This is a genomic window from Mesorhizobium sp. M0139 (assembly GCF_040322455.1).
Lineage (GTDB): Bacteria > Pseudomonadota > Alphaproteobacteria > Rhizobiales > Rhizobiaceae > Mesorhizobium.
In genome coordinates, this window is sequence record NZ_JAMYTN010000003.1 from 329,608 (window position 1) to 354,228 (window position 24,621).

Here is a 24,621-nt window from a genome sequence, read left to right on the forward strand (position 1 = left end):
CGGGTGTTAACTTCAGAGGGTAAAAACATGAAAAGACTGATCATTCCGATGCTGGCCGGCGCGATGTCGCTGGGCGCGTTCCAGGCAATGGCCGCCGACAAGGTGACCTTGCAGCTGAAATGGGTCACGCAGGCGCAGTTTGCCGGCTACTATGTCGCCAAGGCCAAGGGTTTTTATGAAGCCGAAGGCCTCGACGTCGACATCAAGCCGGGCGGTCCCGATATCGCACCCGAGCAGGTGATCGCCGGCGGTGGCGCCGACGTCATCGTCGACTGGATGGGTGGGGCGCTCGCCGCGCGCGAAAAGGGCGTGCCGCTGGTCAACATCGCCCAGCCGTTCAAGAAGGCCGGCATGGAGCTGGTCTGCCCGAAGGATGGCCCGATCAAGACCGAAGCCGATTTCAAGGGTCACACGCTCGGCGTCTGGTTCTTCGGCAACGAATATCCTTTCTACGCCTGGATGAACAAGCTCGGCCTGAAGACCGAAGGCGGCCCGGATGGCGTCACGGTTTTGAAGCAGAGCTTCGACGTGCAGCCGCTGATCCAGAAGCAGGCGGATTGCATTTCGGTCATGACCTACAACGAGTACTGGCAGCTGATCGATGCCGGCTACAAGCCGGACCAGCTCACCGTGTTCAACTACTCGGCGATGGGCAACGACCTGCTTGAGGACGGGCTCTATGCCTCGGAAGACAAGCTCAAGGATCCGGCTTTCGAAGACAAGATGGTGCGTTTCGTGCGCGCCTCGATGAAGGGCTGGAAATATGCCATCGACAACAATGACGAGGCCGCGGGCATTGTCATGGACGGCGGTGGCCAGGACGAAAACCACCAGAAGCGGATGATGAGCGAAGTCGCCAAGCTGATCGACAATGCCGACGGCAAGCTCGACCCGGCGACCTACGAGCGCACCGCCAAGGCGCTGCTCGACCAGAAGATCATCACCAAGGCGCCGACCGGCGCCTACACCACGGCCATCACCGACAAGGCGATCAAATAAGCCTGGCCAGGCAATTTCGACCTCGAGAGCGGCGCCTTTGACCAAATGTCAGAGGCGCCGTTCCTTTATGGTGTTCATGACGAAGCTGGTCTCGATCGAAGCGACGCATTTCAGCCGCGCGATCTTTTCCTTGATGAAGCGCTCGTACTGTTCGAGGCTGCCGGTCACCACCTTCAGCACATAGTCGCGCGCCCCGGTGACGAGGTGGCATTCCAGCACCTCTTCCCACCCGCGGATGGCGTCCTCGAACATGACGATCTCGTCCTCGTTCTGGCGGCTGAGCCGGACGGTGGCGATGGCGACCATGTTCCACCCGAAGGCGGCCGGGTCGACCAGCGTGGTATAGCCCCTGATGATGCCGGCCTCCTCCAGCCGGCGTACCCTCCTCAAACATGGCGACGGCGACAGGCCGATGCGCTCCGCCAGCTCATTGTTGGTGATGCGGGCGTCGGCCTGCAGCTCGCGCAGGATCTTGCGGTCGAAATCGTCGGCTATCTTCTGTTGCACTTTTGCTCTCGCTCGGCAATTTGTTGCCGGAATGCAGCCATGCGAGGCCGAAAATAGCAAGGACTGGTGGACCGGGATCGCATAAATTGCTGGACGAGACTCCTCCAGAACGCAGGAAAAGCCATGACCGCGCCGCGCCCGTCGAAAACCCACATCGGCAACCACAAGCTCCATCCGGAAACGTTGATGTTGAGCTATGGCTTCGATCCGCAACTGTCGGAAGGCGCCGTCAAGCCGCCGGTGTTCCTGACCTCGACCTTCGTGTTCAAATCGGCGGAGGAGGGACGCGACTTCTTCGACTACACATCCGGCCGCAAGGAGCCGCCGAGCGGCACGGCGTCCGGCCTGGTCTATTCGCGCTTCAATCATCCCAACTCGGAGATCGTCGAGGACCGGCTGGCGGTCTATGAGGGAACGGACGCCTGCATCCTGTTCTCGTCGGGCATGTCGGCGATCGCCACGACGCTGCTCGCCTATGCCCGGCCGGGCGATGTCATCCTGCATTCGCAGCCGCTTTACGGCGGCACCGAGACGCTTTTGACGCGCACGCTGTCCGGCTTCGGCATCGGCGCTGTCGGCTTCGCCGACGGCGTCGACGACAAGGCGGTGCGGGCCGCTGCTGATGCAGCGGTGGCGAAGGGGCGTGTCTCGGTCATTCTCATCGAAACGCCGTCGAATCCGACCAACAGCCTGGTCGACATCGCACTGATCCGGAAGTTTGCCGACGAGATCGGCGCAAGCCAAGGATCAACGCCGATCATCGTCTGCGACAACACGCTGCTCGGCCCGGTGTTCCAGCGACCGATCGAACATGGCGCGGATGTCTCCGTCTATTCGCTGACCAAATATGTCGGCGGCCATTCCGACCTGATCGCCGGTGCGGCGATGGGCAGCAAGGCGGTGACCAAGCCGATCAAGGCGCTGCGCGGCGCCATCGGCACGCAACTCGACCCGCATTCCTGCTGGATGCTCGGCCGCTCGCTGGAGACGCTGTCCATCCGCATGGAGCGCGCCAACGACAATGCGCGGCTCGTGGCCGAATTCCTGCGCGATCACGCCAAGGTCGAGAAGGTGCATTACCTGCCGTTCCTGGGCGAGGATACGGCAGCGGGACGGGCCTACAAGGCGCAATGCAGCGGCGCCGGGTCGACATTTTCTTTCGATATCAAAGGCGGAGAGAAGGCGGCCTTCGCATTTCTCAACTGGCTGCAAATATTCAAGCTGGCGGTGAGCCTCGGCGGCACGGAGTCACTCGCCAGCCACCCGGCGGCGATGACGCACTCCGGCATTCCCTTCGACGTGCGCCAGCGCATTGGCGTGCTGGAGACCACGGTCAGGCTGTCGATCGGCGTCGAGCATCCGGACGATCTTATCGCCGACCTGACGCAGGCGCTGGCAGCGGTCTGATAGCTCGCTTGTAGATATCAGGAAAGGGGCGATCGTCTTGGCAGCGTCGGCGGGACAGCACCCCCCTCTGTCCTGCCGGACATCTCCCCCTCAAGGGGGGAGATCAGCAGCTCTGACCATAGCGCCCTGTCTGCAACGCTGCAGATTGGCGAAGGGCGACATGACATCCAATCTCCCCCCTTGAGGGCCCGTTGCGTTATAGGCTTTGGGCGTGGAGAGAGACGGCAAGGGCAATGCGAGGTGGCTTCCGGCGCTGGTTTGTGGCCAGATGGGGTAGGAGTTGGCGTATTCGGCGGATTTCGGGCGCAGTGCGACCCTAGATCAGGTCGCCAGCGTCACCCAGCGACGCATGTTGAAGGCCATGGCGGCGATGAGAACCTGTCCTGCCGCCTTGGCCAGACCGCGATAGCGGATGGCGCAAAGTCGCATGCGGTTCTTCAAGGTGGCGAAGGTCGTCTCGACGGCAAAACGTTGCCGGGCGATCAGTTGGTTGAACTGCTTCAGGCGCGCCGGCAGGCGCGGATGATGCTTGTTGGCCCGCCGCATCAGCCGCGGCTTGATCCCGCGCTGCCTCAGCGACAGCTCGCGCGCCTTGGTGTGATAGGCCGCATCCGCCAGCACCGCGCCTCGTCGCCACAGATCAGATGATCCGCCTCGACCGTGTCGTTGACGTTGGCTGCTGTCGTCCTCACCCGGCGGATCAGACCAGAACCCTGGTCGACGCCGACATGGGCCTTGTAGCCGTAGGAGGAGCCAGGCTTGCCCTGCCGGCGTGTAAAGCCGGCATCGGGATCGCCGGCATCGCCCGCTTCGTGCGCGGCCCCACTGGGCGGCCGTGCCGCCGCCGTCTCGATCACCGTGGCATCGAGCATCGTGCCGCGCCGCAGGATCAGCCCGGCCTTGTCCAGTTGATGGTCCAGTTCGCCAAACAGCTTCTCCAGAAGCCCGGCCTCCACGAGAAGATTGCGAAAGCGGTTGAGCGTGGTGTGGTCGGGCACCGTCTCCTCGAGCGTCAGTCCAACGAAGCGGCGGAACGACAGCCGATCGGCGAGCGCCTCCTCCAGTTCGTTGTCCGACAGCCCATACAAGGATTGCAGCAGAAGCGCCTTGAACATCACCAGCGAATTGTACGCAGGCCGCCCCGGCCCAGTTGGCGAGCGCAGCCGCGCCAGGATCTTCTCGAAGCGATACCACTTCACCAGCGACGACAGCCGGTCCAGTCGTCCGCTCCGACCAAGACCCTGCGGCAGCAGAGCCTCTACAAAACTGAACTGACCGCTCGGCTTTGTCGTCATCGCAAAATCCCGTTTCAAAAACAGGGAATCACATCCACCCAATTTTGCAACAGTCCCCTTGAGGGGGAGATGTCCGGCAGGACAGAGGGGGGTGTGACGGAACTCGGCTTTCGCTGCCAACTTCTCAGCTCTTGTCGCGGATCTGCGTCATCGTCCGCGTCGGCGTGATCGCCTCGGGATCGAGCCTTATCTCGACGATCGCCGGCTTGCCGCTGGCGCGGGCCCGCTCGAAGGCAGGGGCAAAATCTGCCGTGTTCTCGACCGTCTCGCCGTGGCCGCCATAGGCGCGGGCAAGAGCGGCAAAGTCAGGGTTCTTCAGATCGGTGGCGACGACGCGGCCGGGATAGTCGCGCTCCTGGTGCATGCGGATGGTGCCGTAGATGCCGTTGTTGACGACGATGACGATGATCGGCAGGTCGTATTGCACGGCGGTGGCGAATTCCTGTCCGTTCATCAGGAAGCAGCCGTCGCCGGCAAAGGCGATCACGGTGCGGTCGGGATGGAGCGCCTTGGCGGCGACCGCGGCCGGCGTGCCATAACCCATCGAACCGGAGGTCGGCGCGCCCTGCGTGGCGAAGCGGCGAAAGCGGTGGAAGCGGTGCACCCAGGTGGCGTAATTGCCGGCGCCGTTGGTGAAAATGGCGTCGTCGGGCAGAACCTTTTCCAGGTAATTCATGATCGGTCCCATCTGGACCGGGCCGGGGCCGGTCTCAGGCGGCGTCGACCAGTCGAGGTAGGCGGCATGGTGCTTTGGCGTCTCATCCGCCCAGGCTGGCGCGGAGGCTGGCTTGCGCTTGGCGAAGGCTTCGACGAAGGCCGATGGCGAGGCGTTGATCGCCAGCGTCGGCCGGTAGACGCGGCCGAGTTCACCGGCGTCGGCATGGACATGGACCAGCGTCTGGTCGGGATAGGGGCTTTTCAGCAAAGTGTAGTCGGAGGACGGCATCTCGCCCATGCGGCCGCCGATCAGCAGCACCAGGTCGGCCTGCTTGATGGCGGTGGCCAGCTTCGGGTTGATGCCGATGCCGACATCACCGGCATAGTTCGGGTGCAGATGGTCGAACAGCATCTGGCGGCGGAAGGAGCAGCCGACCGGCAGCGACCAGGCCTCGGCAATGGTGCGCATGCGAGCCACCGCTTCCTCGTCCCAGCGTGTGCCGCCGAGGATGACGAAAGGGCGTTTGGCCTTGCCGAGCAGTTTCTCCAGCGCGTCGAGTTCGGCTTCGCCGGGGCGGGTTTCGACCGGCGTGTGCGGCAAGGCCGCAGGCGCGTCGACCAGGCTGGTCAGCATGTCTTCCGGCAGCGAGATGACGACGGGGCCGGGGCGGCCCGATGTCGCGACGGCGAAGGCGCGGGTGACGAGTTCGGGGATGCGCGCGGCATCGTCGATCTCCACCACCCATTTGGCGATGTCGCCGAAGAAGCGCTTGTAGTCGACCTCCTGGAAAGCCTCGCGCTCCTTGGCGTGGCTGGCGACCTGGCCGATGAACAGGATGACGGGTATCGAATCCTGCATGGCAATGTGAATGCCGGCCGATGCATTGGTGGCGCCGGGGCCGCGGGTGACGAAGCAGATCCCGGGCTTGCCGGTCAGCCGCCCCTGGCAGTCGGCCATCATGGCGGCGCCGCCTTCCTGTCGGCAGACAATGGTGCGGATGGGCGAGTCATGCAATGCGTCGAGCACCGCGAGATAGGATTCGCCGGGCACGCAGAAGATGCGGTCGGTGCCGTTCGCCTCGAGTGCGTCGACAATCAGTTGTCCACCGGTCTTCATCGTCCAGACTTCTCCAGTTCGGCAAGGATTTCTTGCGTGTGTTCGCCAAGGCGCGGCGAGGGACGCTCATAGACCAGCGGTGTGCCGGACATCACCATCGGCGCGCGTACCGAGGGCAGACGATTGCCATGGCCATCGTCGAGGTCGAGGCGCATGCCGCGTGCGATCGTCTGCGGGTCGGCAAACATCTGGCCGATGTCGTTGATCGGGCTCGCCGGCACGCTTGCCGCTTCGAGCTTGGCCAGCAATGGGTCGCGATCCCAATTCTTCAGCGTCTCGATCAAGTGCTCGCGCAACTTCACCCGGTTGGCCACGCGGGCCGGATTGGTGGCGAAATCGGGATTCGCTGAGAGATGGTCGAGCCCGACGGCGGCGCAGAATTTGGCGAACTGGCCGTCATTGCCGACCGCCAGGATGATGTGGCCGTCCCTGACCGGGACAACCTCATAGGGCGCAATGTTCATATGCGCATTGCCTATCTGCACCGGCGCCTTGCCGGAGACGAGATAGTTGAGGTTCTGGTTGCCGAGTGCGGAAATCTGCGTGTCGAACAGGGCCATGTCGATATGCTGGCCTTCGCCGGTCTTTTCGGCATGGCGAAGCGCTGCCTGGATGGCGATCACCGAATAGAGGCCGGTGAAGATGTCCGATATGGCGACGCCGGCCTTTTGCGGCTCGCGCCCGACCTCGCCGGTGATCGACATCATGCCGGCCATGGCCTGGATGATGAAATCATAGCCGGCGCGTGGGGCGTAAGGCCCGTCCTGGCCGAAGCCGGTGATCGAGCAGTAGACGAGCTTTGGATTGATCGCCTTCAGGCTCTCGTAATCGAGCCCGTATTTCTTCAGGCCGCCGAGCTTGAAGTTCTCGATCAGAACGTCGGCCGTGGCAACCAGCCGGCGCACCGTCTCGGCCCCTTCGGGCGTCGAGAAATCGACCGCGATGGAGCGCTTGCCGCGATTGCAGGAGTGGTAATAGGCGGCCGACAGGTTCTCGCCATCATGGCTCATGACGAAGGGCGGACCCCATTTGCGGGTATCGTCGCCGCCATCAGGGCTCTCGACCTTGATAACATCGGCGCCGAGATCGGCCAGCAATTGTCCTGCCCACGGGCCGGCCAGGATGCGGGCGAGTTCGACGACGCGGACGCCTTTCAGCGGAGGTTCAGCCATAAATCACCAAAAACGGGTCGGAACCGCAGCCTCTATCAACCCGGGATGCCGCTGTCACGGGCCTTGCGGTGGGCCAGCGATGTCAGCGTTTCAACACACTATCGGCCCACGCGGCAAAATCGGTCATGACGGAGTCGCGGTTCACCTCGTTCAAGCTTTCGTGGCGGGTGTCGGCGTAAACCTTTGAAACCAGATTCGAAAAGCCCATCGCGCGCATGCGCTTGGCGAGATGGTCGATGCCCTTGCCGTAGTCGGAGGCCGGATCCTTCTCGCCGCCGACGATGCTGACGGGCAGGTCGCGCCTGATGCCGGCAAAGCCCGCATCCTTGCCGCCTTTCTGCGCCATCTCCACGACATCGCGCCACATCGAGATCGAGGCATCCCAGCCGCACAGCGGGTCGGCAATGTACTTGGCCACTTCAGCCTCGTCGCGCGACAGCCAGTCGAACGGCGTCTTGTGGCTGGGCACCGCCTTGCCCCAGGCCTGGAAGGTCAGCCTGGGCAAGATGCGTGAGGGGACATCGGAACCGAGCCTGAAGCGCTCATAAGCGAGGATGGCGAGCGCAAGCCGGCCGAGCAGGCCTTGTGAGAAATTGCCGTTCCAGATCGCCGCGGCGTGGACGCGCGGCGAGTGCGCCAGCAGGTAGTTGAGCGCCACCGACGCACCCATCGAATGGCCGAACAGGATGACCGGCAGGCCGGGCTGCTCCTTCGCAATCAAATCGTGGACTGCGTCGACATCGGAGATCACCTTGGCCGGGCCGCTTGTGCCGGCGAACCTGCCGAGCGGCGCGTCGGGCGCCTTGGTCGCGCCGTGGCCGCGATGGTCGTGCACGTAGACATGAAAGCCGCGGGTGCTGAGGTAATCGGCGAAGCGGGCATAGCGCGCGGCGTGTTCGGCCAAGCCATGGTTAATCTGGACGACGGCCCGTGGAGAGCCGCTCGCGTGCTTCACATAGAGGTTGAGCGTGGCCCCGGTCGGTGAGGCCAGCGTCGTCTGCTTGTCAAATGCCATGTCTCGCTCCCTCGGCGACTGTTGGGCGACGGCGGGACCGACGTCAAGGGGAGGTCGAAATCAGCCGGGGCCACTATTGACAGCTTGCTGTCAATTTGGTTATATGACAGCATACTGTCAATTGGATCGGAGCATGACCATGAAAACCGTTTCGCGCCGCGCGTTTCTGCTGGCGAGCCTTTCATCCGCAATGCTCCTGCCCGGCATTGCTTCCAGCCAAACCAGGGAGATGACCATGAAGACCATTGCCGGCCCGCAGGGCCAGCTTGCCGGCTACGACATCAAATCCGGCGACGGCCTGCCGATCCTGTTCGCGCATGGTGATTGCAGCCGCGCCACACAGTGGAACCGGGTGATGCAGCTCACCGCAGGTGGCCGTGAGGCGGTCGCCTTCGATTTTCGCGGCCATGGCGCATCGGCGCCTGCAGCTGATGCCGACTACGGCTATGACGGCCGTGCCGACGATATCGGTGCGGTGGCCGATGCGTTCGGCCTGAAGCGGTTTGTCCTCGTTGCACATAGCGGCGGCAGTGGGGCCGCGCTCGCCTATGCCGCCGGCCATGCCGACCGTGTTGCCGGCATCCTGCTGGTCGATCCGGCGACCGATCCGCGCGCCCTGCCCAAAGAGATTCGCGACGGGTTCGTGCGCGATCTGGCGGGGCCAAACGGCGGCGGTGTCCTGAGCGCTTATTACACCTCGATCGCCGGCCCCAATGAAGATGTCCGCAAACAGGTCCTCGCCGATGCGGCGGTGGTCGATCCGGCGGCTCGGGCAGGCGTCGGCAAGGCGCTGGCGGAATGGAATCCCGAACCGACGCTCGACGCCTATCGCGGGCCGATCTTCGTGCTGGCCACGGAGGCCAATGACAATGCGGCGGCCCTGTTTCGGCTGCGCAGCGGAATTGGCCACAGAACCGTCGCCGGTTCCGGCCATTGGGTGATGCTTGACAACCCGGAGGCGGTGGCTGAAGCCGTCAACACTTTCGTTTCCACCATCGAGGCCGGCCAGAAATGACAAGCAGGACCGAAGCCGGAGATGTGCTCACCGAACTGGTGCTTGCCGTGTTCCGGCTGAATGGCGGGTTTCTCGACGCGGCCGACCGGCTGGCCGAGCCTGCCGGGTTGACGGCGGCGCGCTGGCAGGTTCTGGGCGCGGTGCTGAAGGAGCCGAAATCGGTGGCCGACATTGCCCGCGACATGGGGCTTGCCCGCCAGAGCGTGCAGCGCCTTGCCGACATTCTGGCCGCCGAAGGGCTTGCCGCCTATGCGGACAACCCGGCGCACCGCCGAGCCAAGCTCCTGGCGATGACCGATGCCGGCCGGGCCGCGATCCGGGATATCGGCACGCGCCAGCATGTCTGGGCCAACCGCATCAGCGAGGGCATCGAGCCTCGCGCGCTCGAGACAGCGCTTGATCTGCTGCGTATGTTGACGAAGCGGGTCGAGGAGGGCGGGGTCTGATCGACCGAGCGATTGTTTTTTGCGGCGGACGAAAGAAATCGTAATTCTGACATGTCGCACGTTTCTAGCTTGCGCTATGAAACGCTAGGAGTGCTGGAATGCGGATATCGGCGATATGGGGTGCGGTGTTGGTGGCGCTGGCCGGTGTCGGCCTAGCGCGCGCCGATGTGAAGATGAGCGGCTCCTTCGTGGCCGATGCGGCTTGCCCGGCGACGCAGGCAATCAAAAGCGGCAAGAACCCCGGCAATATCGCGACAACGGCTGGACAGAGCTACGACCTCCTGGCCGGCAACAAGGATGCGCCGACGCATTACCTCATCCGCGTGCCGGGCGCCGATCCTGAGCGTCGCTGGGTCAAGATCAGCTGCGGTCATGTCACCGGCGGCAGCGCGGCCGCCCAGCCGGCCGCGCCCGCCGATCAGGGCAAGCCTGCGGCTTCGGGAAAGCCCGAATATGTCTTTGCGCTGAGTTGGCAGCCGGCCTTCTGCGAAACCAAGGCAAGCAAGCCCGAATGCCAGGCGCAGACGGCGGGCGGTTTCGACGCGTCGCATTTCACCTTGCATGGTCTGTGGCCGCAACCGAACGGCAATTTCTATTGCCAGGTGCCGGCGAGCGACAAGGCCAATGATAATCCGGCCCATTGGGCCGACCTGCCGCCGGTCAACCTCGATGCTGATACGCGCGCCGAACTCGACCAGGTGATGCCTGGCACCGACTCCAAGCTCGAACGGCATGAATGGATCAAGCACGGCACCTGCTACGGCAAGAGCCAGCAGGAGTATTTTGCCGAGGCGTTGAACCTGATGCGGGCGGTGAATGCCTCACCGGTACGCGAGCTCTTCACCAGGAATGTCGGCAAGCAGCTCACTTCGGACCAGATCCGCAGCACCTTCGACAGCGCCTTCGGCGCCGGGGCGGGCGCGCGGGTGCGTGTCTCCTGCCTGGTCGATCCGTCGAGCGGCAGGCGGCTGATCGGCGAGCTGACGCTGGGCCTGACCGGCCCGATCGGCCCCGACAGTTCGCTGGGCACTCTCATGCTCGCCTCGGCACCGACGACCAAGGCGGGCTGTCCGAAGGGCTCGGTCGATGCGGCCGGATTCCAATAGGATATCCGTCTGCCGCTTGGCAGTGACGCGGTGATATGGTCTGGATGTGTTTCATTCGGCGGGGGTGGCGATGAGTGGCATGACATCAGGCGCGCTGGCGCGGCTGGCTTTCTGGGCGAGGGGGATGACCGCCATAAAAGACGGCCGCATGGAATGGCCGGGCTTTTCCTATACCGATGCCGAGTGGGCGCGCATGCGCGTGCTTGCCGCGCCGATCGGGGCAGGCCGCTACCAGCTGTTCACTTGGGTCAATGCCGCGATCTTCATCGCCATTGCCGCGCTCGGCATCGTCTGTGTCTTCCTGCCGCTGGCGACACTTTTGTTTCCGGTGCCGGCCGAGACCAGCGCGCTCAAATTCTCGGCTCTGCTGGCGGCGTGTGCCTTCCTCATAATCGGGCTCGGCTTGCCGATCTCCATGCGTCTGTCGAGCGCGTTGGCCATCTCCCGGGAGATGCGCGCCGGTCTTGTCGGCGAAGCCGGTGACGAAGCGCTGGCAGCAAAAGTGTCTTGGCAGATCAACCGCATCATGCTGGTCATGTGCGGCCTGCTGGTGCCCGGCATTCTGTTGTTCATCGCTTATGACATCGACGCCAGTCCGATCATCACCGTGCTGAAATGGCTGGCCATCGCGCTGATAGCCGTTTCAGTTGCGGTCGGCGCGTTGCAGCAGCGCAAGCGGAGCTGACAACCTTATCCGCTGACGCCACGTGTGGACAATGTCCAGGCACTGAGGTCTTCGGCATCGTCATGCGCTTCGCCGACGACGCGGTCACGCCCGGTGGATTTGGCCCTGTAGAGACGCTCGTCGGCAAGGGCGAAGAGATCGGCAAGCGAGGCTACGGTCTCGTCGACAGTGGCGATGCCGGCGCTGACGCTGATGTCGAACCGGTTTACGCACGCCTTGACGGCCTGGCGGAGGTTTTCTCCGAGCAACCTGGCGACCGCATGCGGCTGCGAGCAAAGGATGGCGAACTCCTCGCCGCCGATCCTGAAAACCTGATCGTGCGCGCCGGCCGCCTGGGTCAGTACCTGGGCGATGGATCTCAGCACCCTGTCGCCCTCGGCATGGCCGAAGCGATCGTTGATCGACTTGAAATGGTCGACGTCGACGATCAGCAGGCTGAGCGGCTGGGCCGTGCGCAGGCTGACAGCAACCAGACGTTCGCCGTCGCTGTCAAAGCGTCCCCTGTGCAAGAGGCCGGTGAGGCCGTCGCGGCCGACATGTTCGACCAGGCTTCGTAGCGCTCGCGATAGGTCAACGTGTCGAAGACGTCGGACAGCCCGCGGGGTGCCACGACCTGACGCGTTTCGAACCATCTGAGGTAGGCGACAAGCATGGCGCTGTAGGCAAAAGCGGCACCCATCTTGGCCAACCAGCCGCCGAAGAAGACCGCAATCGGTGCGCCTGCGACGAAATGCAGGGCGGTGAAAAATCCGGCCTGGTCGAAGGTGAGCACGCAGGCGACGCAAATCAGGATGCGGGAGAACGGCGCCTTGCGCAGATAACGCCCGAGCTTTTCGTAAAGCAGGATGATCAGGATGGCGTCGATGAAGAGCAGCGTCGTGCCCCACACCATCAGCCAGCCCAACTGGTCGATGAAACCGATATCGGGAAGCTTGCCGTCGGAAAGGGCTGAAATATCGTGCAGGCGCAGGATCAGGACCAGCCCGATCATCAAGGCGTTGCCGAGCAAAAGGCCATAGATCGGCTGGCGCACCGTGGCCGCATCTTCCTTCATGTAGAGCAGAAGCAGCATCACCAGCTTGCCGGAAAACAGCACCGCCGAGCCTGGCGAGACCATGCCGAAGGGCAGGGCGACATAGAAGACGCTGGCGAGATAGGTTTCGAGGAAATGCATGGCGCCCAGCGCGCAGACGAAGACGCCGAGGCCGATGCGATCCCTGAAGCGGAACAGCGTGACCATGACGCTGAAGTAGACGACCGCTTCGGCAAGGAGCAGGAAACTGTTCAGCACTACCTTCGGTCCGATCTCTACTTTCGATCGCGACAGGCCAGCGATCGATCCTGTTTTGACGCTGAAGGGTTAACCGGGGATTTCAACGCTCCCTACAACCGGCGGAAAACTTAACGTGCGGTGTACACCCGGCTTGAAATGGCAAAAGCGATTGCCGTTCGGCCCGGCATCGCCTACATAGCGGCCAACCTCCATTCAATCCGACATTTCGGTCAATCATCAAGGAAAGCGCGCGTGGCACGCCAGTTCATCTATCACATGGCCGGCCTCAACAAGGCCTATGGCACCAAGAAGGTGCTTGAGAATGTCCATCTCTCCTTCTATCCCGACGCCAAGATCGGCATCCTCGGCCCCAACGGCTCGGGCAAGTCGACGATCCTCAAGATCATGGCCGGGCTCGACAAGGAGTGGAACGGCGAAGCGTGGCTCGCCGAAGGCGCCACCGTCGGCTATCTCGCGCAGGAGCCGGCGCTCGATGCCAACAAGACGGTGTTCGAGAACATCATGGAAGGCGTCGCCGCCAAGACCGCCATCATCGAGCGCTACAACGAATTGATGATGAACTACTCCGACGAGACGGCTGACGAGTCGGCCAAGCTCCAGGACGAGATGGACCGGCTCAATTTGTGGGATCTCGAACAGCAGGTCGAGATGGCGATGGAAGCGCTGGGCTGCCCGCCCAAGGATTCCGAGGTCACCAAGCTTTCGGGCGGTGAGCGCCGCCGCGTCGCGCTCTGCCAGCTGCTGCTGCGTCAGCCCGACCTCTTGCTGCTCGACGAACCGACCAACCATCTCGACGCCGAAACCACGGCGTGGCTCGAAAAGCATCTGCGCGCCTATCCGGGCGCCGTGATGATCATCACCCACGATCGCTACTTCCTCGACAATGTCACGGGATGGATCCTCGAGCTCGATCGCGGCCGCGGCATTCCCTATGAGGGCAACTACACCAAATACCTCGAAGCCAAGGCCAAGCGCCTCAAGCAGGAAGGTCGCGAGGACGACGCCCGCCAGCGCGCCATCGGCCGCGAGCGCGAGTGGATCCAGTCCAGCCCGAAAGCCCGCCAGACCAAGTCCAAGGCGCGTATCCAGGCGTTCCAGGAGCTGCTGGATGCAGCCGACAAGCGGCGTCCGAGCGATACGCAGATCGTCATTCCGCATGGCGAGCGGCTCGGCAATGTGGTGATCGAGGCGGAAGGCTTGTCGAAGGGCTTTGGCGACACGCTGTTGATCGAAGGCCTGGAATTCAAGCTGCCGCCAGGCGGCATCGTCGGCGTCATCGGCCCGAACGGCGCCGGCAAGACGACGCTGTTCCGCATGATCACCGGCCAGGAAACGCCGGATGCCGGCTCTGTCCGCATCGGCGAAACGGTGAAGCTCGGCTATGTCGATCAGAGCCGCGATGCGCTCGATCCGTCAAAGACCGTCTGGGAAGAAATCTCGGGCGGCGCCGAAGTGGTCAAGCTCGGCAAGTTCGAAGCCAACACCCGCGTCTATTGCGCATCGTTCAACTTCCGTGGCGGCGACCAGCAGCAGAAGGTCGGCAACCTCTCCGGCGGCCAGCGCAACCGCGTGCATCTGGCAAAAATGCTGAAGACCGGCGGCAATGTGCTGCTGCTCGACGAACCGACCAACGATCTCGACACCGAAACGCTGGCGGCGCTCGAAGACGCGCTGGAAAACTTTGGCGGCTGCGCCGTCATCATCTCGCACGATCGTATGTTCCTCGACCGGCTGGCCACCCACATCCTGGCCTTTGAAGGTGACAGTCATGTCGAATGGTTCGAGGGCAATTTCGAGGACTACGAGCAGGACAAGATCCGTCGTCTCGGCCCCGAAGCCGTCAACCCGCACAGGATGACCTACAAGAGGCTGACGCGGTAAGGGAGCAACCGGGGCGGCGAATTTCTCAACTGATACGAGGAAAGCTTGAATGACCGACTGGTCAGCCGCCCAATATCTGAAATTCGAGGATGAGCGCACACGGCCGGCGCGCGATCTTGTTGCGCAGGTGCCGGTGGATTTCCCGCGCCGGGTGGTCGACATCGGCTGCGGCCCGGGTAATTCGACCGAGCTGCTGGTCGAGCGCTGGCCGGATGCTGATATCAGCGGCTTCGACACCTCTCCCGACATGATCGAGAAGGCGAGGGCGCGCCTGCCCAGCGTCAATTTCGACCTCGCCGATGCCTCGACGTGGCAGCCGGCCGAGCCGGTCAATGTCATCTTCGCCAATGCCGTGTTCCAGTGGCTGCCCACCCATCCGGCTGTGTTTCAGCGGCTGATGGGCTTTCTCGCCCCCGGTGGCGCGCTCGCCGTCCAGATGCCCGACAATCTGCTTGAGCCGTCGCATCAGGTGATGCGCGAGACGGCCGCCGAAATGCCGTTCGCCGCCAAGATGGCAGGTGCTGCGCGCGGACCGCTGCCGGCGGTGTCGTTCTATTATGATCTCTTGTCGCCGCTCTCCGACCGGGTGGATATCTGGCATACAGCCTACAATCATCCGCTGACCGACGCCGAGGCGATCGTCGAATGGGTGAAGTCGACGGGGCTGAAGCCTTTCCTCGATCCGCTGGACGCCGGCGAGCGCAAGACCTTCCTCGACAGCTACACGGCCAAGATCACCGAGGCCTATCCGAAGACCGCAAACGGCAAGGTGCTGCTGCGCTTTCCGCGTATCTTCATCGTCGCCAAGCGGGCCGGCTAGCACTCCCGATGACATCCGGCCACAGCCTATGGTTTAAGCCGGCGTAAACCGGTGGGGTGAGAAAAGTGTTGTGTCGCGCCCCTTCGTCGTTCACATGAGAACGACAACGCCTGCGCATGGACGGACTGGATATGCATCGCGTCATCATCAGCGGCATTGGCGTTGAAATCCCTGAAGCCAAGATCACCAATGAAGAACTGGTCGCCAGCTTCAATGCCTGGGTCGACACCGAGAATGCACGCCGGCAAGGCACGGATGAGACGCTGCTGCAGAAATCCGACAGCGCCTTCATCGTTCATGCCTCGGGCGTCCAGACCCGGCATGTGATCGAGCGCGAAGGCATTCTCGATCCGACCCGCATGGCGCCGCGCATTCCGGCGCGGCCCGACGATGCGCTGTCGCTGCAGGCCGAGTTCGGCGTCGCCGCAGCCAGGAAGGCGCTCGACCATGCCGGCCTGAAGCCGTCCGACATCGACCTGGTGATCTGCTCGGCCTCGCACCAGCAGCGGCCCTATCCGGCGATCGCCATCGAAATGCAGGAGGCGCTGGGCACCAAGGGCGCCGGCTTCGATATGGGGCTTGGTTGTTCATCGGCCGCGGCCGCCTTGCACATTGCGGCCAATCTGGTGCGGGCGGGCGCGCACAAACGCGTGCTGGTGGTCACGCCGGAGATCATCACCGGCCATCTCAATTTCCGCGACCGGCAGACGCATTTCATCTTCGGCGATGCGTCGGTGGCGATGGTGGTCGAGGGGCTGGCCAGGGGCGAGAAGCGGCCGGGGCGCTTCGAGGTGCTGGACACGCGCACCTGGACGCAGATGTCGAACAATATCCGCACCAATCTGGGCTATCACACCCGCACCGCCCAGGACGATCCTTACATGATCAACCTTGAGGGCAATCTGATCAAGCAGGTCGGCAACAAGGTGTTCAAGGAAGTCACCGTCGCCGGCCACAAATTCATTGTCGAATTCCTCGCCGAGCACGGGCTGACGCCGCAAGCCATCAGGCGCTTCTGGCTGCATCAGGCCAATGCGCGCATGAACGCCATGATCCTGAAACTGGCCTTCGGCCACGAGGTCGACCACGACCGCGCGCCGATGGTGCTGGAGCGGCTCGGCAACACCGCCGGCGCTGGCGCCATCATCGCGCTGTCGGAAAACCACGCCGACATGAAGCCCGGCGATTTCGGCGTGCTGTGCGCCTTCGGCGCCGGCTATTCGATCGGCGGCGCGCTTTTGCGGATGCTGTAATCAGGCCGGCATGAACGGCACCAGCATCGGTACGCTGCGGGCATAATCGTCATAGGCGTCGCCGAGTTCGCCGCGCAGAAAGCGTTCCTCCAGCCTTGCCTTCATGACGATGCCGATGGACGCCATCAGCCGGTTTGATCGAATCATCATCGCTTTCGACTGGACCCGAGCCCACGGCTACGGCTATTTGCGACGTCATCCTGCAGAAGGAACGAAGCCATGCTGGACCTCTTCCCGGAGTCTGAGAAGCCGGTCGACATCATCCCCGCCAGGAAGCTGTCCGCCAAAGTGGCCGCTTTGTACGTCGCCCCGTCGAATCACTTCCAGACGCGCCCGGTGGAAGCATTGCAGCTCGGTTTCGAAGGCATCGACGGCGACTTCCACGCCGGCGCCACCCGTCGTTCCGGCGGTCGCGAACCCTGGTATCCGCGCTGCACCGAAATCCGCAACGAGCGGCAGATATCAATCGTAGCAGCGGATGAACTCGCCGTCGTTGCCGAGCGGATGGGGCTGGCCGAGATCAAGCCGGAATGGATCGGCGCCAATCTGCTGATCGAAGGCGTGCCGCATCTCTCGATGCTGCCGTCAGGCACGCTGCTGTTCTTTAGAGGTGGCGTGACGATCAAGGTCGATGCGCAGAACGGACCTTGCCGCCTTGCCGGACGTTCGATTGCCGAAAACGCCGGGATGGCCGATCGGGAGGCCGGCGCGCTGGCCTTCCCGAAGGCGGCGAAACGGCTGCGCGGCCTCGTTGCCTGGGTCGAGAAACCGGGTCGTATGACAACAGGGGAAGAGATCTCGGTGCGCGTGCCCGAGCAGTGGATTTATCGATCCTAGTACCGGGCTAGGGCAAGGGCTGCGCCGCCGGGGCGACGCACCCGGATTTCAAGACGCGCTCAGGCCGCCTTGCGGTTCTTCTTAGCGCCCTGCGCCTCGACGGAAACGTGGTCCCACTTTTCCCACAGCGCGATGCGGTTGGCGTATTCCTGCTTGATCATCGGCAGGCCGCCATCGCCGAAGAAGACGCGCAGCGGCGGCTCGGCCGCGTCGACGATTTCAAGCATCGCCGGTCCGGTGGCCTCGGGGTCCCCGGCGACCGAGTTGGCGCGGCGTTCCGCCATCTTGGCACGGGCCGGCGCGTAAGCCTCGATCGCTTTGGAGACCTTGGCCGAAGCGCCGGACCAATCGGTGGAGAAGCCGCCCGGCTCGACAAGCGTCACATGGATGCCGAATTCGGCGACCTCGATGCTGAGCGACTGGCTGAAGGCTTCGAGCGCCCATTTCGAGGCATGGTAAAGGCCGAGCGAGGCGAAGGCGTTGACGCCGCCGATCGACGAGATCTGGATGATATGGCCGGAGCGCTGCGCCCGCATGATCGGCAAAGCCGCCTGTGTGACCCAGAGCGCGCCGAACACATTGGTTTCGATCTGGTCGCGAGCTTCCTGTTCGCTGACTTCCTCGATGGCGCCGAAATGGCCATAGCCGGCATTGTTGATGACGACGTCGAGCCGGCCAAAGCGCTTGTGCGCCTCGGCGATGGCCGCATCGACAGCCTTCTTGTCGGTGACGTCGAGCTTGATCGCGGCGACATTATCGCCGTATTTCGCGACGAGATCGGCGAGCGTGCCGGCATCGCGCGCGGTTGCGGCGACACGGTCGCCGCGAGCGAGTGCGGCCTCGGCCCAGACTCGGCCAAAGCCTTTCGACGATCCGGTGATGAACCAAACCTTTGATGTCATGACGTGGAATCCTTGCCCATGCGGGCCGTGAACTGGGAAGCGGAGGCTTCTCCGCTTCCGCGATATACGGTGCGTCGAGCGATTTTCCAGAGGCGAGGGGGAATCTTTTTGGTCACGACATCGTGTGGAGCAGGACCTTCGCCGGTCAGGGATAGCGCACCGGGCTCGACCAGGCCGGGTCGTCATGCTTTTGCCAGTAGAGCGCCATCAAGCGCTTTGTGATCCCGCCTATCTTGCCGTAGGCGACAGCAGCGCCGTCGATCACTGTCACCGGCATGATGCCGCCGGCGGTGGAAGTGATGAAGACTTCGTCGGCAGCCTTTAGCGCGGCAACGCTGACATCGGCCGAGTCGGCGACAAGGCCTGCCTCGGCGCAGAGGTCGAAGACGGTGCGCCTGGTGATGCCGGGCAGCACGCCGGCGGCTGGCGTCGACAGCCTGCCGTCCTTGACGCAGAACACGTTGAAGCCGGGGCCTTCGGCGACATTGCCGTTGAAGTCGAGTATCAATGCGGTTTCGGCCCCACGGTCATAAGCGTCGTAGAGGCCGCGCACCAGGTCGAGCCAGTGATAGTTCTTGATCGCCGGATCGATCGAAGCCGGCGGAATGCGCACCTTGTCGCTGATGGCGACATGCAGGCCGCGCCGCAACTGCTCGGCATTGGCGACCGAGCCGAAGGGAACGGCGAAAGCCATGAAGCGGTTGACCGCCTGGCGCGGGTCGCGGCTGAAGGTCGGCGAGGCGCCGCGCGTGCACAGCATTTCGACATAGGCGGCGCGATGGCCCGACAGCGCCACGCAATTGTGCAGGATTTCACTCACCCCGTCGCGGTCGAATGGGATCGTCATGCGCAGTTCTTGCAAGCCGGCGAAGAAGCGGTCGAGATGCAGGTCGAGTCGGAAGAAGCTCCCGTCCCACACATGCACGGTGTCGTAGGTGGCGTCGGAATGCAGAAACCCCCAATCCAGCACCGAGATTTTGGCCTGCGACATCGGCAGATACTGACCATCGAGAAAGGCGATGCCGTCGGGATAGGAATGCGGATCGATATGGCGATCCGACAAAGCCGGCAATGGCACAATGCTACCCGCTGCTGCGCTTCGGTTCATGGCGATTGGTCCTTCGGCTTGATGCGGCAGAGTCAAGCTAGTGGTCCCCTGCAGGCGGCATAGGGCCACCCAACTATCGCTGTTTGTCCTAGGTGGCACATTCGATATGCCCTATGGTCCGGCTTGAAAATATCCGGCCGGGAGGGGCAAAATGGGCAAATCTTTTCGGACCATCAGCTTTGCAATTTTCGTCGTCTTCGTCACTGGCGATGCCTTCGCGCAATGCGCTCGCGAGGGCGAGGCGCTGTGCCAGAACGGCCAGACCTATCGTTGCGAGAAGACGGGCAGCGAACTGACGCCGATCTTTCAGAACGTGCCTTGCGTGGTCAACGCGACGGGGCTCAACGGGATCTGGACCGGCAGCGGCCATCAAAGTCCGGCCGGGGCTGCCGGCGCCGATTGGGCGATCGCCATGACCATCGGCGATGGCGCCGCGTCGATCGACTATCCGTCGCTCGGCTGCGGCGGACCGTTGACCCAGATTTCTCGCGACGACAGTTCGGCGGAATACCGGGAAAGCATCAGCTACGGCCAGGACAAGTGCATCGACGGTGGCGGCATCACCGTCCGGTTCTTCAAAGGGAACCTGTCCTGGACCTGGGTTGGGCAGGCGGACGGCCAGCCCTACAATGCGGTTGCCGTATTGAAGCGACGGTAGCTGAAATTATTCCTCTTCGTCCTCTGCATCGAGCAGGCGCGTGGCGCGCCAACGGGTCAGCACCATGTTTGTTTGCTCGATGACGAAGAACCGCGCCGAGTCGCGGTCATAGCCCTCGGCCAGCAGCTTTTCATAGTCGGTATGGCCGTGCCTGATATGGGCGATCGTCGCCAGCCAGACCGCGATGCCCGGCGGCAGCGTCTTCATGTGCACGGCGCCGGCCCCGGTGCGGATTTTCTCCATATCGGCATAGGGCGCCAGGGGCAGCAGTGCGGTCAGCGCCTTGGCGATGGCGCGGCGGCGGCCGGTGGGCGCGCTCATTTTTCGTCACGCCCGGCAATGGTCGCCTCGGGAAAGGCGTCGGTCGAGGCGAAATAGGGCTTGATGTCGATCACCGGGGTGCCGTCGAGCACATCGATGGCGTCGATGGCGATGCGGCCGTGGTCGATGTCGACGGCGATCAGGCCGGCGATATGCAGCCCGACTGGGTTCGGCCGGGCAGGGGAGCGCAGCGAGAAAACGCCTTTCGGCTCAGCCGCATGGCGGGGTCTCTGGACAATCAGTGCCCGCGGCGCGTGATGCAGCCAGGACAGGATGACGATGTGGCTGGCCCGCTCCAGCGCAAGCAGGCCGTCGCGATAGGCAGGGTCGATGAGAACCGTGGCCGCCTGTCCGGCCTCGCGCGCCGCGCGCATGTTCTTTGGGCAGGTTTGCCTGGATGTCCATGGCGAGGCGATGCGGCCGATGAACACGATATGGCCATCCGCCGGCATGTCAGCCGGGTCAGTCTGCAGGAGCTTTTCGCCGTCGCGCTTCTCGAACATGGCTTTCGCCCTAGCACAAGTTTCCAGCCGATCGTCAGGGAAAAGCGGTTCTCTCAGGCGGGGATCATGTGTGCGGCATTTTCTTGTCAGGAAGCGACATAGGCCTTGCCATGTCGTCAAAGCTGACATAAACATATGTTTATATCTTTTTCAACGAGAACGCGCCGATGCATGTTTCGCTCGATACGATGGTTGATACGTTGAAGGCTGCGGCCGAATCGAGCCGGCTCCGCATCCTGGCGCTGCTGTCGCGCGGCGATCTCACCGTGTCCGACCTCACCGAGATCCTCAGCCAGTCGCAACCGCGGGTGTCGCGGCATTTGAAGCTGCTGCTGGAGGCCGGGTTGATCGGCCGCTACCAGGAGGGCTCGTGGGCCTTCTTCCGGCTGTCGGATACGGATTCCGCGCGCGACTTCGTCATGGGGCTGGTCTCTGGCATTCGCGGCGCCGATCCACAGGTCGAGCGCGATCTCGAGCGGTTGGCATCGGTCAAGCGCAAGCGCCAGGACCGTGCCGCCGAGTATTTCTCCGAGAACGCCGCCAGCTGGGATCACATCCGCTCGCTGCATGTGCCGGACCGCGCGGTGGAAGCCGCACTCCTCAAGCTGGTCGGCAAGCGGCCATTCCAGTCGATGCTAGATCTCGGCACTGGTACCGGGCGGCTGCTGGAGATATTTTCGCCGCTCTACCGGCGCGGCGTCGGCATCGACATGTCGCGGGAAATGCTGACGGTGGCGCGGGCCAATCTCGACAAGGCAGGCATCGCCAATGCGCAGGTCCGCCAAGGCGACATTTTCGCGCCGCCGGTCGAGCGCGACGCCTTCGACCTCGTCACCATCCATCAGGTGCTGCACTATCTCGACGATCCGGCACGCGCCATTCGCGAGGCGGCGCGGCTGCTGCGTCCGGCGGGCCGGCTGGTGATCGTCGACTTCGCGCCGCATGCGCTGGAATTCCTGCGCGACCAGCATGCGCATGTCAGGCTGGGCTTTTCCGACCGCCAGATCTCCGAATGGTTTGCCGAGGCCGGGCTTGATCTCGAGGATGCCCAGGAATTCGAGCCGCGCGGCGGCAACGAAGCCAGGCTCACCGTCAAGCTGTGGCTCGGCCGCGACCGCCGCATGCTGATCGCCGAGCCTTCAAATGACACCCAACCTACCAAAGCGTACCCTATGGGGGAAATCGCCTGATGAACCAGTTCCGCTTTTCCCGCCGTCCCGACATTGGCGACAAGGTGCGCGTCTCCTTCGAGTTCTTCCCGCCGAAGACCGACGAGATGGAAGCCAGGCTCTGGGACACCGTCACCAGGCTGGAGCCGCTGAAGCCGAGATTCGTCTCGGTGACCTACGGCGCCGGCGGCTCGACGCGGGAGCGCACGGCGCGCACGGTCAAGCGCATCCTGAACGAGACGACGCTGACGCCGGCGGCGCACATGACCTGCGTCGACGCCGCCCGCCATGAGGTCGATGCCGTGGTCCGCGAATTCGCCGATATGGGCGTGAAGCGCTTCGTTGCGTTGCGCGGCGATCCGGCGGCGGGTGTCGGTACGGCCTACCGGCCGCATCCCGATGGCTATGCCAATGGCGCCGAACTTGTCGGAGCGCTGAAGGACGCCGGCGATTTCGACATCTCGGTCTCGGCCTATCCCGAAAAGCATCCGGAAAGCCCCGACTTCGCCACCGACTTCGACATGCTGAAGCGCAAGGCCGACAATGGCGCGACGCGGGCGATCACCCAGTTCTTCTTCGACAACGATCTCTACGAGCGTTATGTCGAGAAGGCGCGCCGTGCCGGCATCTACATCCCGATCGTGCCTGGCATCCTGCCGGTGCACAATTTCACCCAGGTCGCCAATTTCTCGGCGCGCTGCGGCGCGCTGGTGCCGGCATGGCTGGTCGAGCGTTTCGAAGGGCTGCACAACGATCCGCAGACGCATGCGCTCGTGGCGTCTGCCGTGGCGGCCGAGCAGGTGCTCGATCTCGTCGAGCGCGGCGTCAGCGACTTCCATTTCTACACCATGAACCGGGCCGACCTGGTGTTTGCCATCTGCCATATGATCGGCATCCGCTCCCACGAAACAGAGGCAGCTGGATCCGCCGCCGCCTGAGCTTCATCGTGGTATGAAATCTGAAATGCAAAGGCCGGGCGAAACACCCGGCCTTTCGAATTTGTGGGCTATTGCTGCTGTTCTTCCGCTCCGGCGGTTACGGAAGAACACCTATGATAAGGGCGCCAATGAAGGCAAATGCAGCACAGATCATCAATGCGTTGATTGGCCTCGTAAGTCCCATGTCATAGTCTCCTCTTCAAGAGCTATGGGTGGAGTCTAGGGGCATTTGTGCCACAGGCAAGCGGAAAATATGCTGCAATGCGACGCGATTGTGGAATTTGCGACCTGCCACCTGTCGTTAAGCGTTGAAACTCTTCGGCAAAAGCCGCTGGCAGCCTGTGAATAAATTGTGACGCGGCCGTGGCGAAAGCGAGGCATGGCAGCGCTACCAGACCTAAAGCGCGTCGTTGTCCCAAAACCGCTGCGCACTTTTGGTCGACAGGCATTAGCGCCGACCAAACAACCGCCCGTCGATCGTCAACAGGCCAAGCGCGATCAGTGCCATGCCGCAGAACTCGAACAGAGCGAGCCGCTCGCCGAGGAACAGGAGGCCGAGCAGGATGGCGCTGGCCGGGACGATGAGCGTGACCAGCGAGGCGTTGGTGGCGCCGGCCGAGGCGACGAGGTTGAAATAGAGGATGTAGGCGAAGGCGGTGGAGAGCAGCGCCAGCGCCAGCACCGCCGTCCAGACCGGCGGCGAGGCCGAGAACAGGCCGGCCGGGCCATAGGTGAGCAGCACCACCGGGATCATGATGATGGTCGACGCCGTCAATTGTCCGGTGGCGATGACCGGCGAGGGCACGCCCTTGAAGCGGCGGGCAATCATCAGCGCGACGGCGTATGACAGCGAGGCGCCGATCAGCGCGAATTTCGCCCAGACCGGGCCGCCGAGCCCGGCCAGCAGGCCGGGGCCGATCATGACAGCGGTGCCGGCGATGCCGAGCCCGATGCCGGCAAGCTTGTTCCAGGAGAGCTTTTCGTCCGCTGTCAGCGCGTTGGCGAGGATCAGCGTCCAGAACGGCGTCGTCGCATTGAGCACCGAGGCGACGCCGGCGCCAAGCGCGGTCTGGCCGGCAAAGATCAGCGAGAACGGGACGACATTGTTGGCGAGCGCCAAAAGGAAAAACAGGCCGGCATGCGGGAAGGCGAGGCGGAAGGACGGACCGCGAATGCCGAGATAGAGCTGCAGTGCAATGGCCGCAATGGCAACGCGAAACAGCACCAGCACCAGCGGGTGCATTTCGGCAACGGCGATGCGGGCAAAGAAGAACGAGCCGCCCCAGATGGCGCCGAGCAGCAGAAGCTGTCCCCAGTCCCTCAGCGTCATCGGTCCGCGCTGCACGGCTGTCGTGGCTATTGCCATCGTGAACGTCCTTCCCCGCGGCATCAATGCCAGCCACTCAGGCAGAAGGCATATCGGGTCCGGCGACAAGAGCCACCCGAAACCTGATTGCTGGCAACAGTGCTGCCAGAGGGTGCGCCGCTGGGTCAGTGCCCGCCAGACACAGAATTG

The 24,621-nt window shown here is 63.4% G+C and carries 23 protein-coding genes and 2 pseudogenes; 13 read left to right on the forward strand and 12 right to left on the reverse strand.

From position 1 onward, the window contains the following. Positions 1 to 27 precede the first annotated feature (27 nt). Positions 28 to 999, forward strand: a complete 972-nt coding sequence (locus tag NKJ58_RS06540) for an ABC transporter substrate-binding protein (protein WP_023668223.1) — start codon at positions 28 to 30, stop codon at positions 997 to 999. Positions 1,000 to 1,047: 48 nt separating this feature from the next. Here the strand turns inward: NKJ58_RS06540 and NKJ58_RS06545 are convergent, their stop codons facing one another. Then, a complete protein-coding gene (locus NKJ58_RS06545; RefSeq protein ID WP_023668224.1) occupies positions 1,048 to 1,506 on the reverse strand; it encodes an Lrp/AsnC family transcriptional regulator in 459 nt (152 codons plus the stop codon). Positions 1,507 to 1,629: 123 nt separating this feature from the next. Here NKJ58_RS06545 and NKJ58_RS06550 point away from each other — a divergent pair, with 123 nt between their 5' ends. Beyond that, positions 1,630 to 2,913: a cystathionine gamma-synthase family protein gene (locus NKJ58_RS06550; RefSeq protein ID WP_352852881.1), complete on the forward strand. Its 1,284-nt coding sequence runs from the start codon at positions 1,630 to 1,632 to the stop codon at positions 2,911 to 2,913. Between the two features lie 321 nt (positions 2,914 to 3,234). Here NKJ58_RS06550 and NKJ58_RS06555 read toward each other — a convergent pair. From NKJ58_RS06555 to NKJ58_RS06570, 4 genes and pseudogenes are all read right to left on the reverse strand, one after another. After that, positions 3,235 to 4,208: pseudogene (locus NKJ58_RS06555) on the reverse strand (IS5 family transposase). A 124-nt stretch (positions 4,209 to 4,332) separates the two neighbouring features. Further along, entirely contained in the window at positions 4,333 to 5,982 is a 1,650-nt protein-coding gene (locus NKJ58_RS06560) for a thiamine pyrophosphate-binding protein (protein ID WP_352463562.1), read from the reverse strand. Next, positions 5,979 to 7,154, reverse strand: coding sequence for a CaiB/BaiF CoA transferase family protein (locus NKJ58_RS06565; RefSeq protein ID WP_023741719.1), 1,176 nt, complete (start codon positions 7,152 to 7,154; stop codon positions 5,979 to 5,981). The genes NKJ58_RS06560 and NKJ58_RS06565 overlap by 4 nt, the downstream gene beginning before the upstream one ends. An 82-nt stretch (positions 7,155 to 7,236) precedes the next feature. Continuing rightward, positions 7,237 to 8,169: an alpha/beta fold hydrolase gene (locus tag NKJ58_RS06570; RefSeq protein ID WP_023741718.1), complete on the reverse strand. Its 933-nt coding sequence runs from the start codon at positions 8,167 to 8,169 to the stop codon at positions 7,237 to 7,239. A gap of 133 nt (positions 8,170 to 8,302) precedes the next feature. Here NKJ58_RS06570 and NKJ58_RS06575 point away from each other — a divergent pair, with 133 nt between their 5' ends. From NKJ58_RS06575 to NKJ58_RS06590, 4 genes are all read left to right on the forward strand, one after another. Beyond that, a complete protein-coding gene (locus NKJ58_RS06575) occupies positions 8,303 to 9,184 on the forward strand; it encodes an alpha/beta fold hydrolase (RefSeq protein WP_023741717.1) in 882 nt (293 codons plus the stop codon). Continuing rightward, positions 9,181 to 9,630: a MarR family winged helix-turn-helix transcriptional regulator gene (locus NKJ58_RS06580; protein ID WP_352852882.1), complete on the forward strand. Its 450-nt coding sequence runs from the start codon at positions 9,181 to 9,183 to the stop codon at positions 9,628 to 9,630. The genes NKJ58_RS06575 and NKJ58_RS06580 overlap by 4 nt, the downstream gene beginning before the upstream one ends. A gap of 98 nt (positions 9,631 to 9,728) precedes the next feature. Beyond that, positions 9,729 to 10,736, forward strand: coding sequence for a ribonuclease T2 family protein (locus NKJ58_RS06585; RefSeq protein WP_352852883.1), 1,008 nt, complete (start codon positions 9,729 to 9,731; stop codon positions 10,734 to 10,736). Between the two features lie 70 nt (positions 10,737 to 10,806). Further along, positions 10,807 to 11,421, forward strand: coding sequence for a hypothetical protein (locus NKJ58_RS06590; RefSeq protein WP_352672903.1), 615 nt, complete (start codon positions 10,807 to 10,809; stop codon positions 11,419 to 11,421). Between the two features lie 5 nt (positions 11,422 to 11,426). Here the strand turns inward: NKJ58_RS06590 and NKJ58_RS06595 are convergent. Further along, a pseudogene (locus NKJ58_RS06595) lies at positions 11,427 to 12,712 on the reverse strand (GGDEF domain-containing protein). 234 nt (positions 12,713 to 12,946) lie between these two features. Between NKJ58_RS06595 and ettA the strand changes: the two are divergent. From ettA to NKJ58_RS06610, 3 genes are all read left to right on the forward strand, one after another. After that, on the forward strand, positions 12,947 to 14,596 hold the full coding sequence (gene ettA, locus NKJ58_RS06600; protein WP_352852884.1) for an energy-dependent translational throttle protein EttA: 1,650 nt from the start codon (positions 12,947 to 12,949) through the stop codon (positions 14,594 to 14,596). A 49-nt stretch (positions 14,597 to 14,645) separates the two neighbouring features. After that, positions 14,646 to 15,416, forward strand: coding sequence for a trans-aconitate 2-methyltransferase (gene tam / locus NKJ58_RS06605; protein ID WP_352852885.1), 771 nt, complete (start codon positions 14,646 to 14,648; stop codon positions 15,414 to 15,416). Positions 15,417 to 15,547: 131 nt separating this feature from the next. Then, positions 15,548 to 16,669, forward strand: a complete 1,122-nt coding sequence (locus NKJ58_RS06610; protein ID WP_023823182.1) for a beta-ketoacyl-ACP synthase III — start codon at positions 15,548 to 15,550, stop codon at positions 16,667 to 16,669. On the opposite strand, the gene NKJ58_RS06615 is transcribed toward NKJ58_RS06610, so the two are convergent. Next, positions 16,670 to 16,819 carry a hypothetical protein gene (locus NKJ58_RS06615; protein ID WP_245260604.1) on the reverse strand — a complete coding sequence of 50 codons (150 nt, stop codon included), beginning with the start codon at positions 16,817 to 16,819 and terminating at the stop codon, positions 16,670 to 16,672. A gap of 69 nt (positions 16,820 to 16,888) precedes the next feature. Between NKJ58_RS06615 and NKJ58_RS06620 the strand changes: the two genes are divergently transcribed. Further along, the gene (locus NKJ58_RS06620) at positions 16,889 to 17,506 is read left to right on the forward strand and encodes an MOSC domain-containing protein (protein ID WP_352519900.1); all 618 of its coding nucleotides are present in this window, start codon (positions 16,889 to 16,891) and stop codon (positions 17,504 to 17,506) included. Between the two features lie 59 nt (positions 17,507 to 17,565). Here NKJ58_RS06620 and NKJ58_RS06625 read toward each other — a convergent pair whose 3' ends face one another. Then, a complete protein-coding gene (locus tag NKJ58_RS06625; RefSeq protein WP_352519899.1) occupies positions 17,566 to 18,408 on the reverse strand; it encodes an SDR family oxidoreductase in 843 nt (280 codons plus the stop codon). Between the two features lie 145 nt (positions 18,409 to 18,553). Further along, positions 18,554 to 19,516, reverse strand: coding sequence for a D-amino acid aminotransferase (locus tag NKJ58_RS06630; protein WP_352852886.1), 963 nt, complete (start codon positions 19,514 to 19,516; stop codon positions 18,554 to 18,556). A 151-nt stretch (positions 19,517 to 19,667) separates the two neighbouring features. On the opposite strand from NKJ58_RS06630, the gene NKJ58_RS06635 reads away from it, so the two are divergent. After that, a complete protein-coding gene (locus tag NKJ58_RS06635; RefSeq protein ID WP_023733083.1) occupies positions 19,668 to 20,174 on the forward strand; it encodes a hypothetical protein in 507 nt (168 codons plus the stop codon). Between the two features lie 6 nt (positions 20,175 to 20,180). Here the strand turns inward: NKJ58_RS06635 and NKJ58_RS06640 are convergent, their stop codons facing one another. Both NKJ58_RS06640 and tsaA read right to left on the reverse strand, forming a co-directional pair. Next, positions 20,181 to 20,495, reverse strand: coding sequence for a DUF2293 domain-containing protein (locus tag NKJ58_RS06640; RefSeq protein ID WP_023739874.1), 315 nt, complete (start codon positions 20,493 to 20,495; stop codon positions 20,181 to 20,183). Further along, the gene (gene tsaA, locus NKJ58_RS06645; RefSeq protein WP_023690854.1) at positions 20,492 to 20,998 is read right to left on the reverse strand and encodes a tRNA (N6-threonylcarbamoyladenosine(37)-N6)-methyltransferase TrmO; all 507 of its coding nucleotides are present in this window, start codon (positions 20,996 to 20,998) and stop codon (positions 20,492 to 20,494) included. The genes NKJ58_RS06640 and tsaA overlap by 4 nt, the downstream gene beginning before the upstream one ends. Before the next feature lie 167 nt (positions 20,999 to 21,165). Here tsaA and NKJ58_RS06650 point away from each other — a divergent pair, with 167 nt between their 5' ends. Both NKJ58_RS06650 and metF read left to right on the forward strand, forming a co-directional pair. Next, complete coding sequence (locus NKJ58_RS06650) at positions 21,166 to 22,188, forward strand: ArsR/SmtB family transcription factor (RefSeq protein ID WP_023739873.1); 1,023 nt, start codon at positions 21,166 to 21,168, stop codon at positions 22,186 to 22,188. Next, positions 22,188 to 23,105, forward strand: coding sequence for a methylenetetrahydrofolate reductase [NAD(P)H] (gene metF, locus NKJ58_RS06655; RefSeq protein ID WP_352852887.1), 918 nt, complete (start codon positions 22,188 to 22,190; stop codon positions 23,103 to 23,105). The genes NKJ58_RS06650 and metF overlap by 1 nt, the downstream gene beginning before the upstream one ends. Before the next feature lie 448 nt (positions 23,106 to 23,553). On the opposite strand, the gene NKJ58_RS06660 is transcribed toward metF, so the two are convergent. Next, positions 23,554 to 24,471 carry a DMT family transporter gene (locus tag NKJ58_RS06660; RefSeq protein ID WP_023699616.1) on the reverse strand — a complete coding sequence of 306 codons (918 nt, stop codon included), beginning with the start codon at positions 24,469 to 24,471 and terminating at the stop codon, positions 23,554 to 23,556. Positions 24,472 to 24,621 lie beyond the last annotated feature (150 nt).

Excerpts from the sequence above, each read along its gene's own strand:
- NKJ58_RS06565 (WP_023741719.1), bottom strand. The coding sequence starts at position 7,154 with ATGGCTGAACCTCCGCTGAAAGGCGTCCGCGTCGTCGAACTCGCCCGC.
- NKJ58_RS06625 (WP_352519899.1), bottom strand. The coding sequence starts at position 18,408 with ATGACATCAAAGGTTTGGTTCATCACCGGATCGTCGAAAGGCTTTGGC.
- NKJ58_RS06580 (WP_352852882.1), top strand. The coding sequence starts at position 9,181 with ATGACAAGCAGGACCGAAGCCGGAGATGTGCTCACCGAACTGGTGCTT.
- NKJ58_RS06550 (WP_352852881.1), top strand. The coding sequence starts at position 1,630 with ATGACCGCGCCGCGCCCGTCGAAAACCCACATCGGCAACCACAAGCTC.
- tam (WP_352852885.1), top strand. The coding sequence starts at position 14,646 with ATGACCGACTGGTCAGCCGCCCAATATCTGAAATTCGAGGATGAGCGC.
- NKJ58_RS06540 (WP_023668223.1), top strand. The coding sequence starts at position 28 with ATGAAAAGACTGATCATTCCGATGCTGGCCGGCGCGATGTCGCTGGGC.
- NKJ58_RS06615 (WP_245260604.1), bottom strand. The coding sequence starts at position 16,819 with ATGATGATTCGATCAAACCGGCTGATGGCGTCCATCGGCATCGTCATG.
- NKJ58_RS06660 (WP_023699616.1), bottom strand. The coding sequence starts at position 24,471 with ATGGCAATAGCCACGACAGCCGTGCAGCGCGGACCGATGACGCTGAGG.
- NKJ58_RS06575 (WP_023741717.1), top strand. The coding sequence starts at position 8,303 with ATGACCATGAAAACCGTTTCGCGCCGCGCGTTTCTGCTGGCGAGCCTT.
- NKJ58_RS06620 (WP_352519900.1), top strand. The coding sequence starts at position 16,889 with ATGCTGGACCTCTTCCCGGAGTCTGAGAAGCCGGTCGACATCATCCCC.
- NKJ58_RS06590 (WP_352672903.1), top strand. The coding sequence starts at position 10,807 with ATGAGTGGCATGACATCAGGCGCGCTGGCGCGGCTGGCTTTCTGGGCG.
- NKJ58_RS06560 (WP_352463562.1), bottom strand. The coding sequence starts at position 5,982 with ATGAAGACCGGTGGACAACTGATTGTCGACGCACTCGAGGCGAACGGC.
- NKJ58_RS06585 (WP_352852883.1), top strand. The coding sequence starts at position 9,729 with ATGCGGATATCGGCGATATGGGGTGCGGTGTTGGTGGCGCTGGCCGGT.
- NKJ58_RS06570 (WP_023741718.1), bottom strand. The coding sequence starts at position 8,169 with ATGGCATTTGACAAGCAGACGACGCTGGCCTCACCGACCGGGGCCACG.
- NKJ58_RS06610 (WP_023823182.1), top strand. The coding sequence starts at position 15,548 with ATGCATCGCGTCATCATCAGCGGCATTGGCGTTGAAATCCCTGAAGCC.
- tsaA (WP_023690854.1), bottom strand. The coding sequence starts at position 20,998 with ATGTTCGAGAAGCGCGACGGCGAAAAGCTCCTGCAGACTGACCCGGCT.
- metF (WP_352852887.1), top strand. The coding sequence starts at position 22,188 with ATGAACCAGTTCCGCTTTTCCCGCCGTCCCGACATTGGCGACAAGGTG.
- NKJ58_RS06640 (WP_023739874.1), bottom strand. The coding sequence starts at position 20,495 with ATGAGCGCGCCCACCGGCCGCCGCCGCGCCATCGCCAAGGCGCTGACC.
- NKJ58_RS06630 (WP_352852886.1), bottom strand. The coding sequence starts at position 19,516 with ATGAACCGAAGCGCAGCAGCGGGTAGCATTGTGCCATTGCCGGCTTTG.
- NKJ58_RS06635 (WP_023733083.1), top strand. The coding sequence starts at position 19,668 with ATGGGCAAATCTTTTCGGACCATCAGCTTTGCAATTTTCGTCGTCTTC.
- NKJ58_RS06650 (WP_023739873.1), top strand. The coding sequence starts at position 21,166 with ATGCATGTTTCGCTCGATACGATGGTTGATACGTTGAAGGCTGCGGCC.